This window comes from Polynucleobacter sp. UB-Tiil-W10, from assembly GCF_018881605.1.
Taxonomy (GTDB): domain Bacteria; phylum Pseudomonadota; class Gammaproteobacteria; order Burkholderiales; family Burkholderiaceae; genus Polynucleobacter.
Map to the genome: position 1 here is coordinate 1,802,312 of NZ_JACVPZ010000001.1, position 16,949 is coordinate 1,819,260.

Here is a 16,949-nt window from a genome sequence, read left to right on the forward strand (position 1 = left end):
ATACAACAAAGGCTTAGAATAATCTTCTAAGCCTTTATTTTTTATAGCTTTCTTTCAATTTAACGAAGTGCCTCGAGACCTCTGGCAAGGTGATTGCGCATGGCCAATTCCGCAGCCTGTTCATCACGCTTCAAAAGCGACCTGAGAATCTCCCGATGCTCAACGAGTGAGTTTTGCAGTCTACCAGTGCTAGTTAGCGAGTCTCTGCGATGTAATTTAAGAACTTTACGCAGGTCGGCTATTACGCCATTCATCCAGCGATTTCCTGCAATTTCTTGTATTAGTTCATGAAATTTGCCATTTATCTCAAAAAATTGCTCAAGATCGCGATCAGCCGCTGCTTTTTCTAGGCGGTGGTGGAGGTGGTCCAGGAGATTTAACTCAGCTTCCGTCGCTTTAAGCGCTGTTTCTTTGGCTGCCTGGCCCTCTAAAAGTGAGAGGATAGTGAAAATTTGCTCTAAATCTATCCTGGCAACCTCAGTTACATAGGCGCCACGACGCATCTTGATGGTTACAAGGCCCTCTGAGGCTAAAACCTTGATTGCTTCACGCATTGGCGTTCTGCTAATGCCAAACTGATCTGCTAGCGATTGTTCATCGAGCCAGCTTCCGGACGCCAATTGTTTGTTAAAGATCTGCTCCCGAAGTCGATCGGCAACATCTTCGTACAGAGGCCTATTATTCAGTTTTGTATTCATAATTATGAATACATTATGTAGACAAATGAATAATTGTCAAGCAGAATGTAAGGACATTTCGACGCAGTGCAACAAAAGTTAATCAGGAGTTTTTGTGAGTTCTAAAGAAAACAACTCGTGGCCCTCATTTCCAGAAGTCAATCTGGAGGCTTGGAAAAAGTCGGCGCAAAAATCAGCACCCAATGGTGATGTTGATTCCTTGGGCTGGAAAACGCCAGATGGAATTCATTTAAAAGCTTTGTATACCTCGTCAGATGTCGAAGGTCTTAATTACACAAATACATTGCCGGGATTCGAGCCATTCGTTCGGGGCCCACAAGCGACGATGTATTCAGTTCGTCCTTGGACTATTCGTCAATACGCTGGCTTTTCTACTGCCGAAGAATCCAATGCCTTTTATCGCAAAGCATTGGATGCGGGTGGTCAAGGCGTTTCCGTTGCATTTGATTTAGCTACTCATCGCGGTTACGACTCAGATCATCCTCGTGTTACAGGTGACGTTGGTAAGGCCGGTGTTGCAATTGATTCTGTAGAAGACATGAAGATCTTGTTTGATGGCATTCCATTGGACAAAGTATCGGTATCAATGACAATGAATGGCGCAGTATTGCCAGTTTTGGCTGGATACATTGTTGCAGGTGAAGAGCAAGGCGTTAAGCAGGAGCAACTATCCGGAACTATTCAGAACGATATTCTGAAAGAGTTCATGGTGCGTAATACCTATATTTACCCACCTGAGCCTTCGATGCGAATCATTGGTGACATTATTGAATACACCGCAAAGCATATGCCCAAGTTCAACTCGATTTCAATTTCGGGTTATCACATGCAAGAAGCGGGCGCTAATCAGGTTTTGGAATTGGCATTCACTTTGGCTGACGGCCGAGAGTATGTGAGGACTGCGCTTGCTAAGGGGCTAGATGTTGACGGCTTCGCTGGACGGCTATCTTTCTTCTTCGCCATTGGGATGAACTTCTATCTTGAGGTTGCTAAATTGCGTGCCGCTCGTCTGTTGTGGTGGCGCATTATGAAATCCTTTGAGCCAAAGAATCCAAAGTCATTGATGTTGCGGACGCATTGCCAAACATCAGGCTGGTCTTTGACTGAGCAAGATCCCTACAACAACGTAGTGAGAACAACGGTAGAGGCTATGGCGGCTGTATTTGGGGGCACACAGTCCTTACATACCAACTCTTTAGATGAAGCGATTGCTTTGCCTTCTGAGTTCTCAAGCCGTATTGCGCGTAACACCCAGTTGATTTTGCAAGAAGAAACACACATTCCGAGCGTAATTGATCCATGGGCAGGTTCCTACATGATGGAGAACCTTACTCAAGAGATGGCTGACAAGGCTTGGGAAATCATTCAAGAAGTAGAAGCAATGGGTGGTATGACTAAAGCGGTTGAGAGCGGCTGGGCTAAGCTCAAAATTGAAGCCGCGGCTGCTGAAAAGCAGGCCAAGATTGACTCAGGTTCTGATGTGATTGTTGGCGTGAATAAATACAAACTGGGCAAAGAGGATCTGGTTGACGTATTAATGATCGACAACGATAAAGTTCGTGAGGGTCAGGTTGCTCGACTGAAAGAGATCAAGGCAAAACGAGACACTCAAAAAGTTCAAGCTGCGTTAGAGGCGTTAACGAAAGCTGCTGAAGATAACTCTGGAAACCTGTTGGAGTTAGCAGTTAACGCAATTCGTTTACGTGCAACAGTAGGTGAAGTTTCTGATGCATTAGAAAAAGTTTACGGGCGCCATCGCGCCGATACTCAAAAGGTGACCGGTGTGTATGCAGCTGCTTATGACTCAGCCGAAGGTTGGGCAAAACTCCAAACAGAAATTGCTGACTTTGCAAAAGACTTTGGACGTCGTCCACGTGTGATGATTGCCAAGCTAGGCCAAGATGGCCACGACCGTGGTGCGAAAGTAGTTGCGACTGCTTATGCCGACTTAGGCTTTGACGTTGATATCGGACCATTGTTCCAAACGCCGGAAGAGTGTGCTCGTCAAGCGATTGAGAATGACGTCCATGCATTGGGTGTTTCTACATTGGCGGCTGGTCACAAGACATTAGTGCCAGCCATCATCGCTGAGTTGAAGAAGCAGGGTTCAGACGACATCATCGTGTTTGTTGGCGGCGTGATTCCAAGGCAAGACTATGAGTTCCTTTACGAGGCTGGTGTAAAAGGTATTTATGGTCCAGGTACTCCGATTCCGGCTTCGGCTAAGGATGTGCTTGAGCAAATTCGCAAGTCAGTTAAACCCGCTTAATACGGATCACAGGCATGCTAGAAGCCGCTGATCAGGCGCTGGTAAATGATCTCACCGATGCGCCTTCGCTAAAACAGCGACGCGCGTTGGCAAAGATCATTACTTTGCTTGAATCAACTCGCCTTGATCATCGTCATCGTGCTGATGACGTATTGAATTCTTTATTGCCTAAAACAGGTAAATCATTTCGGCTTGGCATTTCAGGGGTTCCTGGAGTGGGTAAATCAACCTTGATTGAATCTTTGGGTCTTTATCTAATCGAAAAAGGTCATCGAGTTGCTGTATTGGCGATTGATCCCTCTTCAAGCATCTCTGGCGGTTCAATTTTGGGTGATAAGACTCGCATGGAGCGCTTATCTGTTCTCGAGAATGCCTTCATTCGCCCCAGTCCATCGTCTTGTACTTTAGGCGGTGTTGCTGAGAAGACTCGTGAAGCTATGTTGGTTGCAGAAGCCGCAGGCTTTGACATCATTATTGTGGAGACGGTCGGCGTAGGGCAGAGTGAAATCGCTGTTGCTGGTATGACAGACATGTTCTTGTTATTGCAACTGCCCAATGCAGGTGATGATCTACAAGCCATTAAAAAAGGCGTAATGGAAATTGCCGATTTCATTGTGATTAATAAAGTAGATATCGATCCTGATGCCGCCATGCGCGCTCAGCTATTTATCACTAGCTCATTACGTCTTTTGGGCTTTCAGGGCAACCCTGATCACGCATCACATGACAAGGAGTTATGGCATCCACAGGTAATGACCTTGAGCGCCCTAGAGGGCAAAGGCGTTCCAGAGTTGTGGGATAAGGTTACACATTTTGAGCGTCTTCAAAAAGCGAATGGAAAGTTTGACTCTCGTCGCAAAGAACAAGCAGGCGCATGGATGTGGGACCGCATCGATGCAGGATTAAAAAACGCATTTCGTAGCAATGTGGCAGTGCAAGAGCTTCTACCAAGTTTGAGCGCACAAGTAAACCAAGGAACTATGGCAGCTTCAGTAGCGGCAAGACGACTACTAGAGGCCATGGGGCATGAATTTTTCTAAGGAGCAGGAAATGAAGGAAATCATTCAACAACTGGAAGCCAAGCGTGAGCTTGCCCGTTTGGGTGGCGGGCAAAAACGCATTCAGGCTCAACATGCCAAGGGCAAGCTAACGGCCCGTGAGCGTATTGAGCTCTTGCTAGATGCCGGCACCTTCGAAGAATGGGATATGTTTGTTGAGCATCGTTGTCATGACTTTGGCATGGCCGATCAGACTGTTCCTGGTGATGGCGTGGTTACTGGTTATGGAATGATTAACGGCCGTTTGGTATTTGTGTTCTCACAGGATTTCACAGTATTGGGCGGCTCCTTATCTGAAGCTCATGCTGAAAAGATTTGCAAGATCATGGATCAGGCTCTTAAAGTTGGTGCTCCCGTGATCGGTTTGAATGACTCTGGTGGTGCACGTATTCAAGAAGGTGTTGCCTCACTTGGCGGCTATGCAGAAATCTTCCAGCGCAATGTGACTGCTTCTGGCGTGATTCCCCAAATCTCCCTGATCATGGGTCCTTCAGCTGGTGGTGCTGTGTACTCTCCCGCTTTGACGGATTTCATCTTTATGGTTAAAGACAGCTCGTACATGTTCGTGACTGGTCCTGAAGTAGTCAAGACCGTTACTCATGAAGATGTGACTGCTGAAGAATTGGGTGGCGCAGTAACCCATTCAACAGTTTCTGGTGTTTGTGATTTAGCATTTGATAACGATGTTGACGCCATCATGATGTTGCGTCGCTTCTTTAACTACTTGCCACTATCAAACCGCGAAAAACCACCTTTGATCAAAGGTGCCAATCGCACTGAAGAGCCGGACTTCTCTTTGGATACCCTGGTCCCATCCAATCCAAATCAACCTTATGACATGAAAGAGTTGATTGAGAAGATTGTGGATGATGGTGAGTTCTTTGAATTGCAACCGGACTACGCAAAAAATATTGTGATTGGCTTTGCTCGTATCGAAGGCCGTTCCATCGGTATTGTTGCCAATCAACCATTGATCCTAGCTGGTTGCTTAGATATCAAGGCCTCCATTAAAGCTGCTCGTTTCGTGCGCTTTTGTGATGCCTTCAATATTCCTGTAGTGACTTTAGTTGACGTACCTGGTTTTATGCCTGGTACGGCCCAAGAGTACGGCGGAATCATTAAGCATGGCGCGAAATTACTGTATGCCTATGCTGATTGCACTGTACCGAAAGTGACTTTGATTACCCGCAAGGCCTATGGTGGCGCCTATGACGTGATGGCTTCTAAACATTTGCGTGGTGACGTTAACTTTGCTTGGCCTTCAGCAGAAATTGCCGTGATGGGACCTAAAGGAGCTGTAGAAATTATTTTCCGTGAAGAGAAATCGGATCCAGAAAAAATTACTGCACGTGAAGCCGAATACAAGTCTAAGTTCGCTAACCCATTTGTAGCCGGTCGTCGCGGCTATATTGATGACGTCATTCTTCCACATGAAACCCGCAAGCGTATTGCCCGTTCCCTAGCAATGCTCAAAGATAAAGACTTGAAGAATCCTGCGCGTAAACACGGCAATATTCCTCTGTAAAGGCGCTGACAAATAATGACTACGAAAATGTTTAAGAAAATATTGATTGCTAACCGCGGTGAAATTGCATGCCGCGTGATGATGACCGCTAAAAAAATGGGCATCAAGACTGTTGCTGTTTATTCTGAGGCAGATAAAGAGGCTCGCCACGTGCAGCTTGCTGATGAGGCAGTTTGTATTGGCCCCGCACCATCGCGTGAATCCTATCTGGTGATGGATCGGATCATTCAAGCTTGTAAAGACACTGGTGCAGAGGCGGTGCACCCAGGCTATGGCTTCCTATCTGAAAACGAGCAATTCGCTAAGCGCTGTGAGGAAGAGGGCATTGTCTTTATTGGCCCTAAGCATCAATCTATTGCGGCAATGGGCGACAAGATTGCCTCCAAGAAGCTTGCCCTAGAAGCAAAAGTAAATACCATACCTGGCTACAACGAAGCAATTGATACCACTGAAGAAGCGGTCAAGATTGCTCAAGGTATTGGCTATCCCGTCATGATTAAAGCTTCTGCGGGCGGCGGCGGTAAGGGCTTACGCGTTGCCTTCAACGATAAAGAAGCTGCCGAAGGCTTTGCAGCCTGCAAAACTGAGGCGATGAATAGTTTTGGCGATGATCGTATCTTTATTGAGAAGTTCGTAGAAGGCCCGCGTCACATTGAGATTCAGGTATTGGGCGACTCTCATGGCAACGTGGTTTATCTAAACGAGCGCGATTGCTCAATTCAGCGTCGCCACCAAAAGGTGATCGAAGAAGCGCCATCACCATTTATCGATCCCACAACTCGTAAAGCCATGGGCGAACAAGCGGTTGCGTTGGCAAAGGCTGTGAACTATCAGTCTGCGGGTACGGTTGAATTTGTTGTTGGTAAAGATAAGTCTTTCTACTTCTTGGAAATGAATACCCGCTTGCAAGTAGAGCATCCAGTAACAGAAAGCATTACTGGTCTTGACTTAGTCGAGCAAATGATTCGTGTTGCCGCTGGTGAGAAATTGGCATTTAAACAAGAAGATGTGAAATTGGATGGTTGGTCAATGGAGTGCCGTATTAATGCCGATGATCCATTCCGCAACTTCCTGCCTTCAACCGGCCGGTTAGTGAAGTACCGTCCACCAGAGGCAGTTAACGGAGTCCGCGTTGATACTGGTGTGTATGAGGGCGGCGAGATCCCGATGTATTACGACTCGATGATTGCTAAGTTAATTGTGCACGGCAGGGATCGTACGGAAGCCATTGAAAAAATGCGTGCAGCATTAAATGATTTTGTGATTCGTGGAATTCATTCCAATATCCCATTTCAAGCTGCCTTATTGCAGCACCCACGATTTGTGAATGGCGATTTCACAACGGGCTTTATTGCTGAAGAGTATCCAGAGGGCTTCAAAAAGGATTCTGTGCAGCCTGCGGATCCGAAGCGATTGGCTGCATTAGCTGCATTTATGCGTTATCGCTACCTTGAGCATATTCAAATGATTGATGGCCAATTAGCTGGTCATGAAATGATCATCGGTAAGAAGTTTGTCGTAGTTACTGGCAAAAAATCAGGCTCAATGGATGACCCGTATGAAGTACCTATTCGCGTTGAACTCAAGGATGGTATTTATTCTGTCTACATCGACGAGGCAGATGGTGTAAGCCGCTATGACATTGTCAGCAATTGGCGACCAGGACAAATTTGTCTGCATGCCACCATTAACGGTACTCATAAGATCACCGCACAAGTTGAGCGCCGTGGCGTGAGATATGTCTTGATTCTTGACGGCGTACATTACGAGTGTATGGTTCTGAGCCCATTGGGAGCAGAGCTTCAGCGTCGTATGCCCGTGAAGTTACCACCGGATACTTCTAAATTGGTTATGTCTCCGATGCCTGGTCTCTTAACCAAGATAGCCGTTAAAGTTGGTGAAGCGGTTACCGCTGGACAAAAATTGGCCTCGATTGAAGCGATGAAAATGGAAAATACCCTGTCTGCTATGCAAGACGGTGTAGTTGCTGAGATTTGTGCCAAAGAGGGCGATAGCTTAGCGGTTGATCAATTGATCATTCGCTTCGAATAATAGGGTTGATGACGATGAGCGCTAAGCCATTCAAAATTTTAGGTATTCAGCAAATTGCCATTGGCGGTGAAAATAAAGATCGACTCAAGAAGTTATGGGTTGATATGCTGGGATTTGAATACAAAAGTACTTTTGTCTCTGAACGTGAAAATGTTGATGAAGATATCTGTGCCATTGGTTCTGGTGCGCATGAGATTGAAGTTGATCTCATGCAGCCCTTTGATATTGAAAAGAAGCCAGCCGTTCATCAAACACCGCTTAACCATATAGGTTTGTGGGTAGATGATTTGCCAAAGGCGGTTGAATGGCTTTCCGCAAATGGTCTGCGTTTTGCCCCTGGGGGCATCCGTAAGGGCGCTGCCGGCTATGACATCACGTTCGTTCACCCCAAGGGAAATGATGAGTTTCCAATTAGTGGAGAAGGGGTCTTAATTGAGCTGGTTCAAGCTCCTCCCGAAGTCATCGCGGGATTAAGTTCATAATTTGGCTTATCAATTCAATAAATTAGTAAGCAAATAAGGCTTAATGTGGCAAATCTACTGGCCATCGACACCTCCTCTGCCTGGTGTTCGGTGGCTTTATCTTTAGGTGATCAAGCACCAGAGCTCAGACATGAAGCGGTCTCAGCTGGCGCTAGCCAGCTACTATTGCCATGGATTGAGTCAATGTTAAGCACAGCAAATATTGCTTTAAAAGACCTTGATGCTATTGCCGTAGGCATTGGGCCAGGCGCATTTACGGGTGTGAGGTTGGGTGTAGCGGCAGTTCAAGGTCTAGCCATTTCACATAATCTCCCAGTTATCTCTGTCAGTAGCTTGGATGCAATAGCGGCTCAATTGGTTGGCACAAGGAACTTTAAAAAATCTAACCCGCAACGATTTTGTATTGCTATTGATGCGCGCATGGAAGAGGTCTATTGGGCTCAATATGAAACTCAACTTGATCGGCTACCTCAGCGCATTGGCGACATACAACTCACTAGGCCTGAAGATATTGATCTTGAGGGCATGGAGTTCTTGGCTGGCAGCGCCATTAGCGCTTATGGCGAACGTTTACCGGGCTTTAAGGGCGTCTTAGATGCGGACATTGCGGTATCCGCATTAGGAATCTTCGATTGCGCCAAACAATTGTTTGCGCAAGGGAAGCAACATGATGTTCGCCAACTTGAACCTCTGTATGTCCGTAATAAGGTGGCATTAACTACTGCTGAGCGCAAAGAGGCCTTTAAGTAATGTCCGAACATTTAGCAGTTGAAGGCGAAGCGGAGCTCTCATTCTTGCCGATGCAAGTTGCAGATCTTGATGAGGTCTTGAAGATTGAATCCGTCTCGCATATTCATCCCTGGACTAAGGGTAACTTTTCTGACTCTTTAGCTGCTGGACATTGGGCATATTGCATTCGGCCTCAAGTTGAACAGGTGGTGAAGGGATCTTATTTGGATCCAACAATCCTGTGGGCTTATTGCATTTTATTTCCTGCTGTCGATGAATTGCACCTGCTCAATATTACGGTTTCGCCTCTTTTGCGCAAACTTGGCTTGGGCAAAAGAATGATGGCTGCAATCGAAGGCGTTGCCACTCAACAAAAAATGCCGCGCATCATTTTAGAAGTTAGACCAACCAATGCCGCCGCTTTGGCGCTTTATCAAAAATTAGCTTACGAGCAAATTGGGGTGCGCAAGAATTACTATCCCGCTAGTCCAGAGACCGGTTCTCGAGAGGATGCGCTGGTGATGGCTAAATCGATTAAGCTAGAGTTATGACCAATAATCATTCAACCTTCTTGAAAGAAATGGGTATTACCGAATGGACCTCACGGGATGCTGTGAAGCCCCTTGCTGAAGTCGCTGTGGCTGCAAGCATCCAAAATGTTGCCTCGGACGCTGACTCGGCACAGCGCTCCTCATATGGATCCTGGTGGTTTTTCGGTAATGAGCCGCAGGGCGATGCTCAAATTTTGTTCCAAAATATCATCCGTGTTTTGGGCTTAGCCAGAAATGAATGGTCCTGGAAAAGTGCCTCGGATAATTTAAGTCAATTATCCAGCCCCGAGTCGCCAGTGGTAGTGGTTGCTTTTGGGGGATCGGTAGCCCAGAAGATTACTGGAGAAAGAGATCCACTGCCACAATTGCGTGAAACGGTGTTAGCTCTGAAGACTGGAAATGACGAAGAAATTCCGGTGATTGCTTCTTTTGAATTAAATCAAGTCCTCACTAAGCCTAAAGAAAAGGCTTTGCTATGGCAGGACTTATTACTCGCTAGATCTGTACTGCAAAATAGTTGATCACTCAGTTTTGACTAAGTGATGATGAAATGGTGACCGAGCTTAATGCTTGTGCTCACCAATCAAGTGCATGGAGTCGTACTCCGCTTGATTTCTAGCGTGACGTTTAATAACTAGCCACATGATGAGGCTCACAGTGACGCCAAATCCAATAATGACTATTTGGATAGGAATATCTAACCAGATCAGCAGCGAATAGATCAGCAACATCATCAAGACAGAAATGTTTTCGTTAAAGTTCTGTACTGCAATAGAGTGACCTGCAGACATCAGTACATGGCCGCGATGCTGCAATAAGGCATTCATCGGAACAACAAAATAACCTGCTAGCCAACCTACTAAAATTAATAAGAAATAAGCAGGTAATAAGTTCAGGGTGACCTGTAATTTTCCAATGGAGAAAATGCTCGTATCGGGAAGCATGTCTGAGTTATAGACAGCCAAGACACAAACAACTAGACCCATTGCAATGCCGTAGGGAAGGACGTTTAAAGACTTGCGTAGGGGAATTCGCCAAGCAGCGTACATTGCGCCACCAGCTACGCCCACAGCAGATATCGCTTGAAGAATTGCGCCTTGCGAGAGATTCATATGAAGAGCCACTTGCGCCCACTTAATCACTATAAATTGCAGGGTTGCACCAGCACCCCAGAACAAAGTAGTAACCGCTAAGGAAATTTGACCAAGGCGGTCATTCCAAAGTGTCTTGAAGCAAATGGCAAAATCTTTTACCAACTCAATCGGATTGGTTTTCTGAGAGACGTAACGGGCTCCGGTATCTGGTATCTTTAAGTTAATCAGTGCAGCAACCACGTAAATCATCATGATGATCAGAATGGCTGATTCTGCGGGGGTATCAATACCTGTATCGAAAGCTGGCATGTCAAAAGCTAACAGGCTTTGGGATACCGTGTTGCTAATGAGGACACCGCCTAAAACTGTGCCCAAAATAATAGAGCCCACAGTAAGGCCTTCGATCCAGCCGTTGGCGGCAACTAATTTTTCAGGGGGAAGTAATTCAGTGAGGATGCCGTACTTAGCAGGGGAGTAAGCGGCGGCTCCTAGGCCAACAATGGCATAAGACATGAGTGGGTGACTACCAAATAGCATCACCACGCAACCAATGAACTTAACTGTATTGGTGATAAACATCACATTTCCCTTGGGGCGGGAGTCTGCGAAAGCTCCAACAAAGGCTGCCAAGAGAACATAGGACAATACAAAGAACAATTTGAGCAATGGCGTCATCCAGGCCGGCGCGTGGAGCTGGGCCAAGAGGGCGATAGCCGCAATTAGGAGTGCATTATCAGCAAGCGACGAAAAAAATTGCGCCGCCATAATGATGTAAAAGCTACGGTTCATTCGTACAATCTAGTCATTAATGCAATTAAAACATGAAAGGAGGGGTGAATATGGGTGAATCAGCTAACGGCCTGATTAATAGACCAATTTTGGCATCTATTCATACAGCTGCCTTTCAGCATAATTTAAACCGAGTTCGTGAATTGGCACCAGAGTCTAAGATTTGGTCTGTCATTAAAGCTCGGGCTTATGGTCATTGCTTTGATGCTGCCCTGAAGGGATTGGCCTCTACCGATGGTTTTGCCTTGCTGGATATTCAGGATGCAGCCTGGTTGCGTGAGCATGGCTGGGAAGGTCGAATCCTACTTTTAGAAGGGTTTTTTCATGAAAATGAGCTAGCTCGTGCAGAAGAGTTAGCTTGTGACCTAGTGGCCCACTGCGACGCGCAAGTTGAGTGGCTTGAACGCTTCAAAGCAAAAAACCATAAACGTTTTAATGTTTTTCTAAAAATGAACACTGGGATGAACCGCTTGGGTTTTAAGCCTGATGCTTATCGAACTGCGTTTCATCGTCTGCATGCTGCTGGCTATCAGATGCACCACATGACCCATTTTGCAAATGCCGATCAAGTCGACCAATTACCTTCTGTTGGTGGGCAACAAGAAATATTTAATGAAACCATCGCAGGTTTAGAGGGCTCCACCTCCTTGGCGAACTCGGCTGCTATTTTGTGGCACCGTAATGCTTTAGGGGATTGGGTACGTCCTGGAATCATGTTGTATGGGGCATCACCAACTGGATTGCATGCCGATATCAAGCATGCCAATCTTCAAGCAGTGATGCAGCTTCATAGTGAAATTATTGATATTCAGGACCTTCAAAAGGGCGATCGTATAGGTTATGGAGGACGCTATGAGGCGCCTGATGCTATGCGGATCGGCATTGTTGCCTGTGGCTATGCTGATGGCTACCCGCGTCACGCAAAAGATGGCACGCCAGTTTGGGTGGCTTCTGGTGAGCGTGGCATTATTTGCCCATTGGTAGGCAGAGTTTCGATGGACATGCTGGCGATTGATTTGCGTAATGCTCCAAATGCAAAAATTGGTAGTGTTGTTCAGCTATGGGGCGATAAAGTGCCCGTGGATGATGTGGCACAAATGAGCGATACGATTGGCTATGAATTGCTCTGCGCTGTAGCACCTAGGGTGCCAGTAACCATCAAATAAAAAATCCTCCGCACTGGAGGATTTTTTAATGAGACACAAGATTAAATTAGATTACTTATTCCAGAACTGCCACCATTTGCGTTCTTTTTGCACACGTTGGCCTGTCGTCATCATTTGGCTATCAGGGAAGTTCAGCTTAAAAACGCGGGCAGTGTCATTGCTTAGCTGAACCATGCCCATTTTTTCATAAGACTTTGTGAGGATGTAAAGCGCCTCTTCAACTGCTGGTGCGCGGTCATAGTCACGGATAACGAGTTGCGCGCGGTTGGCTGCAGCTAAATAGGCGCCACGCTGATAGTAAAAGCGCGCAACGATGACATCAGCCTCTGCAAGAGAGTTCACGATATAACGCATACGGTCCAGGGCATCGGGCTCGTATTTACTATCCGGGAAGCGCTCCACAACAATCTTAAAAGATTCAAATGCTTCTTTAGCCGCCTTAGGGTCACGCTCACTCAGATCTTGGCCTGTGAACTTTCCAAGCCATCCTAAATCATCATTAAAAGTTATTAAGCCTTTTAAATAGTAGGCGTAATCTAGGCTAGGGCTGCCTTGATGTAATTTGATAAAGCGATCAATCGCAACTAGAGCTTGTGCTTGCTCTTGGGCTTTCCAATAGCAATAGGCGGCATTAATTTGAGCTTGTTGAGAGTAAGGGCCAAAAGGAAAGCGCGCTTCTAATTTCTCAAAATATTTTCCGCATTTAGCAAAATCAGCATCGTTGAGTTTGTCGGTGGCCTCCGAGTAAAGTTTCGCCTCAGACCAAATATCGGTGTCATCCTTGGTACCCTCACTACCTGCGCATCCACCTAAAAGCATTAATGCAGTAATAAGGGCAAAAAGCAGGGCAATGAGATTGCTATAAAAATGGGATGTCTTTTTTTGTGAGGAAGAATTCCCAGCAAGCCTTAAACTGGCGTCTGATATTACGTCGGACATAACTGAAAGGCTCTCTAAGCGTGGCATTGCCGCAAACTCCTGAATCGAATCCCATTGATTATATCGATGATGAGGATTTCATCTCCCTAGATATCCCTTTGGAGATGGCGGGAGAGCGCTTGGACAAGGTACTAGCAGGGTCTTTGCCTGATTATTCGCGTAATCGCCTGAAGGCTTGGGTTGAGGCTGGGGCGGTGATGGTGGACGGAAAAGTGACCAAAGCTCGTTATTTGCTGCATGGCGGCGAGAGCGTCAAGGTGTTCCCACAAGAAATGCCGGAACAATTTGCCTTCAGTCCAGAAGACATCCCTTTGGATGTGGTTTATGAGGATGACGCCATTATTGTCGTCAATAAGCCTCCTGGCCTGGTGGTTCATCCTGCCGCTGGCAATTGGTCTGGAACCCTCTTAAATGGGCTCTTATTTCATTATCCCGAGCTAAAGCTGCTTCCTAGGGCAGGAATTGTGCACCGTCTAGACAAAGATACGTCGGGACTGATGGTGGTTGCCAGAACATCTCAGGCTCAAACTTCATTGGTGCGCCAACTTCAAGAAAGAACTGTGGGACGCCGATATTTAGCCTGGGTATGGGGCGACGCCCCAAGTCAAGGCAAGGTTTTGGCGTCAGTCGGTCGCGATCAACGAGATCGTCTCAAAATGGCAGCCGGTAGTCCACAGGGTAAGCCTGCCGCTACTTTGTACCGACGCTTGGCAAAGGGGTTGGTTGGGGAGTCAGCTGTAGCCCTCTTGGAGTGCCGCCTTGAGACTGGTCGCACCCATCAAATTCGAGTTCACCTAGAGTCGCTTGGCTTTCCTTTGGTTGGTGACCCGGTGTATCGCAAAAAAGCACCAGGCGCCGCTAAAAATCTTTTATTTAATCGCCAGGCCTTGCACGCCTTCGCGTTGAGTCTTCAACACCCCGTCAAAAATGAGTTGATGACTTGGTTTCGTTTGCCACCCCAAGACTTACTCGATTTATTGCCGCAACTCGGAATGAATGATGAAGTTCTTCCTAAGGAGTCGGTAGTATTGGCCTCAATTGAAAACGAGTTGCGCCCATGAGCTTTATTGCTCCTCAATGGCCGGCTCCAATATCAGTTCATGCTTTGGTGAGCACTCGTGCGGGTGGCGTCAGTCAGGCGCCATTTGATTCTTTGAATCTGGCTGATCACGTAGGCGATCAGCCTGCTGATGTTTTACGAAATAGAGCCATCTTTGTCAAAGGTTTACCAGCAGAACCTATTTGGCTAAAACAAACCCATAGCACTAGAGTCAGCACGCCACACAGCCGTCAATCAAGCCTAGAAGGGCCGATTGAAGCAGATGCTTCAGTGACCAATATTCCGGGAGAAGTATTGGTCATCATGACTGCCGATTGCTTGCCAGTTTTGTTTGCAAATTCCACTGGGACCGTAATAGGCGTTGCACATGCTGGATGGAGAGGGCTTTGCGCCGGTGTTCTAGAAAATACTGTTGCCGAGCTCTTAAACATTTCGAACGATCAAAATCCAGCCGATTTGTTGGCTTGGTTAGGACCAGCAATTGGTCCAGAGTCATTTGAGGTCGGAGAAGATGTTGTTAAGTCATTTAAAGACGCTGGCTTAGCGCTGCCCATGAACGCATTTAAAGCTATTCACAATAAGCCTGGAAAGTTCTTGGCAGATATATACCAATTAGCAAGGGCGCGCCTGGAGGCTTGTGGTGTGACGATGATTTATGGCGGGCAATTTTGCACCGTTCGAGACCAAGAGCAGTTCTTTTCTTATCGTCGCGATGGCCAGACTGGTAGATTTGCTTCTGCAATTTGGATTGCCAAAAAAGTTTAGCGATAAAGCGTACGGGTTATTACTAGCCTTTGCACCAAGCTAGGGTTATTGCGTATAACTCTATAGCGCTTAAGGGCGGAGAATGTCTCTAACTAATTGAAGAGACTACTATGTTTGCAGGCATGAATACCGGTGCAACGCCATCCTTGGCGCCGCACCATATGGCGTTAATTCCGCCAGAGCGTTTATCTGAAATTCAAAAAGAATATTTCACAGAGCTAGCTCACATCGCAACCAATCCTGAGGCGATTGAAGTGAAAGATCGTCGTTTTTCAGGTAAGGCGTGGCACTCATCCTGGAGCAAAGTTATTGCTGCTACCTATTTGCTAAATTCTAAGCATTTAATGGAGTTAGCAAAAGCAGTTGAGACGGATGAAAAGTCTAGGCAAAAAATTCTATTTACAACCGAGCAAATGATCGATGCGCTTTCGCCATCGAACTTTATTGCTACCAATCCAGAAGTATTAGAAAGCATTATTAGCTCACAAGGACAATCTATCCAAAAGGGAATTGTCAATTTGTTGGGGGATATGAAAAAAGGCAAGGTCTCACAAACAGATGAGTCTGCATTTGAGGTGGGTAAAAATATCGCCACCACAGAAGGTCATGTGGTGTTTCGTAATGAGTTGTTTGAATTAATTCAATACACACCATTAACTGAGCAAGTGTTTGAGCGCCCTTATTTGATGGTGCCACCTTGCATTAATAAATATTACATTCTGGATTTGCAACCCGATAACTCGGTGGTGCGCCATATGGTAAGTCAAGGTCACACCGTTTTCTTGGTGTCTTGGAAAAACCCAGACGCTTCTATGGCTCAAGTCAGTTGGGATGATTATGTTGGCAAGGGCGTAATCAAAGCAATTGAGGTTGTTAAAGAAATCGGCGACACCAAGCAAATTAATATCTTAGGATTTTGTGTTGGCGGTACGTTGACAACTTCTGCATTGGCAGTTTTGGCAGCTCGAGACGAGCACCCAGCCGCAAGCTTGACTCTTTTCACTACCTTATTGGATTTCACCAACACCGGCATTCTTGATGTCTTTATTGATGAAGGCATGGTTGAGATGCGTGAGAACTCTATTGGCGGTAAGGGCGGCAAGTTTGGCATGATGTCTGGGTTAGATTTAGGTAACACCTTTTCTTTCCTACGCCCCAATGACTTAGTCTGGAACTACGTAGTCGAGAACTACCTCAAAGGGAATTCACCACCGCCATTTGATCTGTTGTATTGGAATGGCGACTCGACCAATTTACCGGGTGCAATGTACTGTTGGTATTTGCGTCACACCTATTTGCAAAATGACTTGGTGAAGCCTGGCAAAGTCAAAATTTGCGGTGAGAAGATTGACCTAGGAAAAATCAAATGCCCTGCATATTTGTATGCCTCACAAGAGGACCATATTGTTCCTTGGCGGTCTGCTTATGAATCAACCCATCTTCTTAAAGGCAAAAACCGTTTTGTTCTTGGAGCATCAGGACATATTGCGGGTGTGATCAATCCACCTGCTAAAAATAAACGTTATTACTTTGAAAATAGCAAGATTGCAGCAACGGCTCAAGAGTGGCTAGATGGTGCAAAACAAATACCAGGAAGTTGGTGGCCTGATTACACCAAATGGCTCGAGAAATTTGGTGGTGAACGGAAGCCTGCAAGCACTACTTTTGGTAATGCCAAGTACAAAAAAATGGAAGCTGCACCGGGCGTGTATGTAAAAGAAAAAGCTGCGGCAGAAATCAAATAACAATTAACGAAGGTTTTTAAAAGGGGA

15 protein-coding genes are annotated in these 16,949 nt (G+C 46.2%); 12 read left to right on the forward strand and 3 right to left on the reverse strand.

Annotated elements, in window-relative coordinates:
* Positions 1–59: 59 nt before the first annotated feature.
* On the reverse strand, positions 60–698 hold the full coding sequence (locus tag ICN33_RS09235) for a GntR family transcriptional regulator (protein ID WP_216196298.1): 639 nt from the start codon (positions 696–698) through the stop codon (positions 60–62).
* A 94-nt stretch (positions 699–792) separates the two neighbouring features.
* Between ICN33_RS09235 and scpA the strand changes: the two genes are divergently transcribed.
* From scpA to ICN33_RS09275, 8 genes are read left to right on the forward strand one after another with little or no spacing between them, the layout of a single operon-like run.
* Positions 793–2,967: a methylmalonyl-CoA mutase gene (gene scpA, locus ICN33_RS09240; RefSeq protein ID WP_216196299.1), complete on the forward strand. Its 2,175-nt coding sequence runs from the start codon at positions 793–795 to the stop codon at positions 2,965–2,967.
* Between the two features lie 14 nt (positions 2,968–2,981).
* Complete coding sequence (gene meaB / locus ICN33_RS09245) at positions 2,982–4,007, forward strand: methylmalonyl Co-A mutase-associated GTPase MeaB (RefSeq protein ID WP_216196300.1); 1,026 nt, start codon at positions 2,982–2,984, stop codon at positions 4,005–4,007.
* Positions 4,008–4,017: 10 nt separating this feature from the next.
* On the forward strand, positions 4,018–5,550 hold the full coding sequence (locus tag ICN33_RS09250; RefSeq protein WP_072582555.1) for an acyl-CoA carboxylase subunit beta: 1,533 nt from the start codon (positions 4,018–4,020) through the stop codon (positions 5,548–5,550).
* Positions 5,551–5,577: 27 nt separating this feature from the next.
* Positions 5,578–7,602 carry an acetyl-CoA carboxylase biotin carboxylase subunit gene (accC, locus tag ICN33_RS09255; RefSeq protein ID WP_216196620.1) on the forward strand — a complete coding sequence of 675 codons (2,025 nt, stop codon included), beginning with the start codon at positions 5,578–5,580 and terminating at the stop codon, positions 7,600–7,602.
* Between the two features lie 14 nt (positions 7,603–7,616).
* Positions 7,617–8,084 carry a VOC family protein gene (locus tag ICN33_RS09260; protein ID WP_215324577.1) on the forward strand — a complete coding sequence of 156 codons (468 nt, stop codon included), beginning with the start codon at positions 7,617–7,619 and terminating at the stop codon, positions 8,082–8,084.
* A gap of 45 nt (positions 8,085–8,129) precedes the next feature.
* Positions 8,130–8,834, forward strand: a complete 705-nt coding sequence (gene tsaB / locus ICN33_RS09265; protein ID WP_370623241.1) for a tRNA (adenosine(37)-N6)-threonylcarbamoyltransferase complex dimerization subunit type 1 TsaB — start codon at positions 8,130–8,132, stop codon at positions 8,832–8,834.
* Complete coding sequence (gene rimI / locus ICN33_RS09270; protein ID WP_216196301.1) at positions 8,834–9,364, forward strand: ribosomal protein S18-alanine N-acetyltransferase; 531 nt, start codon at positions 8,834–8,836, stop codon at positions 9,362–9,364. Before tsaB ends, rimI begins: the two co-directional genes overlap by 1 nt.
* Positions 9,361–9,885, forward strand: coding sequence for a DNA polymerase III subunit psi (locus tag ICN33_RS09275; protein ID WP_216196302.1), 525 nt, complete (start codon positions 9,361–9,363; stop codon positions 9,883–9,885). The genes rimI and ICN33_RS09275 overlap by 4 nt, the downstream gene beginning before the upstream one ends.
* A 42-nt stretch (positions 9,886–9,927) precedes the next feature.
* Here the strand turns inward: ICN33_RS09275 and lplT are convergent, their stop codons facing one another.
* Complete coding sequence (gene lplT / locus ICN33_RS09280) at positions 9,928–11,247, reverse strand: lysophospholipid transporter LplT (protein WP_216196303.1); 1,320 nt, start codon at positions 11,245–11,247, stop codon at positions 9,928–9,930.
* Between the two features lie 74 nt (positions 11,248–11,321).
* On the opposite strand from lplT, the gene alr reads away from it, so the two are divergent.
* Positions 11,322–12,413 carry an alanine racemase gene (gene alr / locus ICN33_RS09285; protein WP_216196622.1) on the forward strand — a complete coding sequence of 364 codons (1,092 nt, stop codon included), beginning with the start codon at positions 11,322–11,324 and terminating at the stop codon, positions 12,411–12,413.
* Between the two features lie 51 nt (positions 12,414–12,464).
* Here the strand turns inward: alr and ICN33_RS09290 are convergent, their stop codons facing one another.
* The gene (locus tag ICN33_RS09290; RefSeq protein ID WP_216196623.1) at positions 12,465–13,352 is read right to left on the reverse strand and encodes an outer membrane protein assembly factor BamD; all 888 of its coding nucleotides are present in this window, start codon (positions 13,350–13,352) and stop codon (positions 12,465–12,467) included.
* A 20-nt stretch (positions 13,353–13,372) separates the two neighbouring features.
* On the opposite strand from ICN33_RS09290, the gene ICN33_RS09295 reads away from it, so the two are divergent.
* The 3 genes from ICN33_RS09295 to phaC all read left to right on the forward strand — a co-directional run bounded on the left by ICN33_RS09295 (position 13,373) and on the right by phaC (position 16,922).
* Positions 13,373–14,413, forward strand: coding sequence for an RluA family pseudouridine synthase (locus ICN33_RS09295; protein WP_216196304.1), 1,041 nt, complete (start codon positions 13,373–13,375; stop codon positions 14,411–14,413).
* Positions 14,410–15,177, forward strand: coding sequence for a peptidoglycan editing factor PgeF (gene pgeF, locus ICN33_RS09300; protein WP_216196305.1), 768 nt, complete (start codon positions 14,410–14,412; stop codon positions 15,175–15,177). Before ICN33_RS09295 ends, pgeF begins: the two co-directional genes overlap by 4 nt.
* 110 nt (positions 15,178–15,287) lie before the next feature.
* Positions 15,288–16,922 (forward strand): class I poly(R)-hydroxyalkanoic acid synthase, encoded by a 1,635-nt coding sequence (gene phaC / locus ICN33_RS09305; protein WP_216196306.1) that lies wholly within the window; start codon positions 15,288–15,290, stop codon positions 16,920–16,922.
* Positions 16,923–16,949: the final 27 nt, after the last annotated feature.

Excerpts from the sequence above, each read along its gene's own strand:
- ICN33_RS09235 (WP_216196298.1), bottom strand. The coding sequence starts at position 698 with ATGAATACAAAACTGAATAATAGGCCTCTGTACGAAGATGTTGCCGAT.
- meaB (WP_216196300.1), top strand. The coding sequence starts at position 2,982 with ATGCTAGAAGCCGCTGATCAGGCGCTGGTAAATGATCTCACCGATGCG.
- ICN33_RS09250 (WP_072582555.1), top strand. The coding sequence starts at position 4,018 with ATGAAGGAAATCATTCAACAACTGGAAGCCAAGCGTGAGCTTGCCCGT.
- accC (WP_216196620.1), top strand. The coding sequence starts at position 5,578 with ATGTTTAAGAAAATATTGATTGCTAACCGCGGTGAAATTGCATGCCGC.
- ICN33_RS09260 (WP_215324577.1), top strand. The coding sequence starts at position 7,617 with ATGAGCGCTAAGCCATTCAAAATTTTAGGTATTCAGCAAATTGCCATT.
- rimI (WP_216196301.1), top strand. The coding sequence starts at position 8,834 with ATGTCCGAACATTTAGCAGTTGAAGGCGAAGCGGAGCTCTCATTCTTG.
- ICN33_RS09275 (WP_216196302.1), top strand. The coding sequence starts at position 9,361 with ATGACCAATAATCATTCAACCTTCTTGAAAGAAATGGGTATTACCGAA.
- lplT (WP_216196303.1), bottom strand. The coding sequence starts at position 11,247 with ATGAACCGTAGCTTTTACATCATTATGGCGGCGCAATTTTTTTCGTCG.
- ICN33_RS09290 (WP_216196623.1), bottom strand. The coding sequence starts at position 13,352 with ATGTCCGACGTAATATCAGACGCCAGTTTAAGGCTTGCTGGGAATTCT.
- pgeF (WP_216196305.1), top strand. The coding sequence starts at position 14,410 with ATGAGCTTTATTGCTCCTCAATGGCCGGCTCCAATATCAGTTCATGCT.
- phaC (WP_216196306.1), top strand. The coding sequence starts at position 15,288 with ATGTTTGCAGGCATGAATACCGGTGCAACGCCATCCTTGGCGCCGCAC.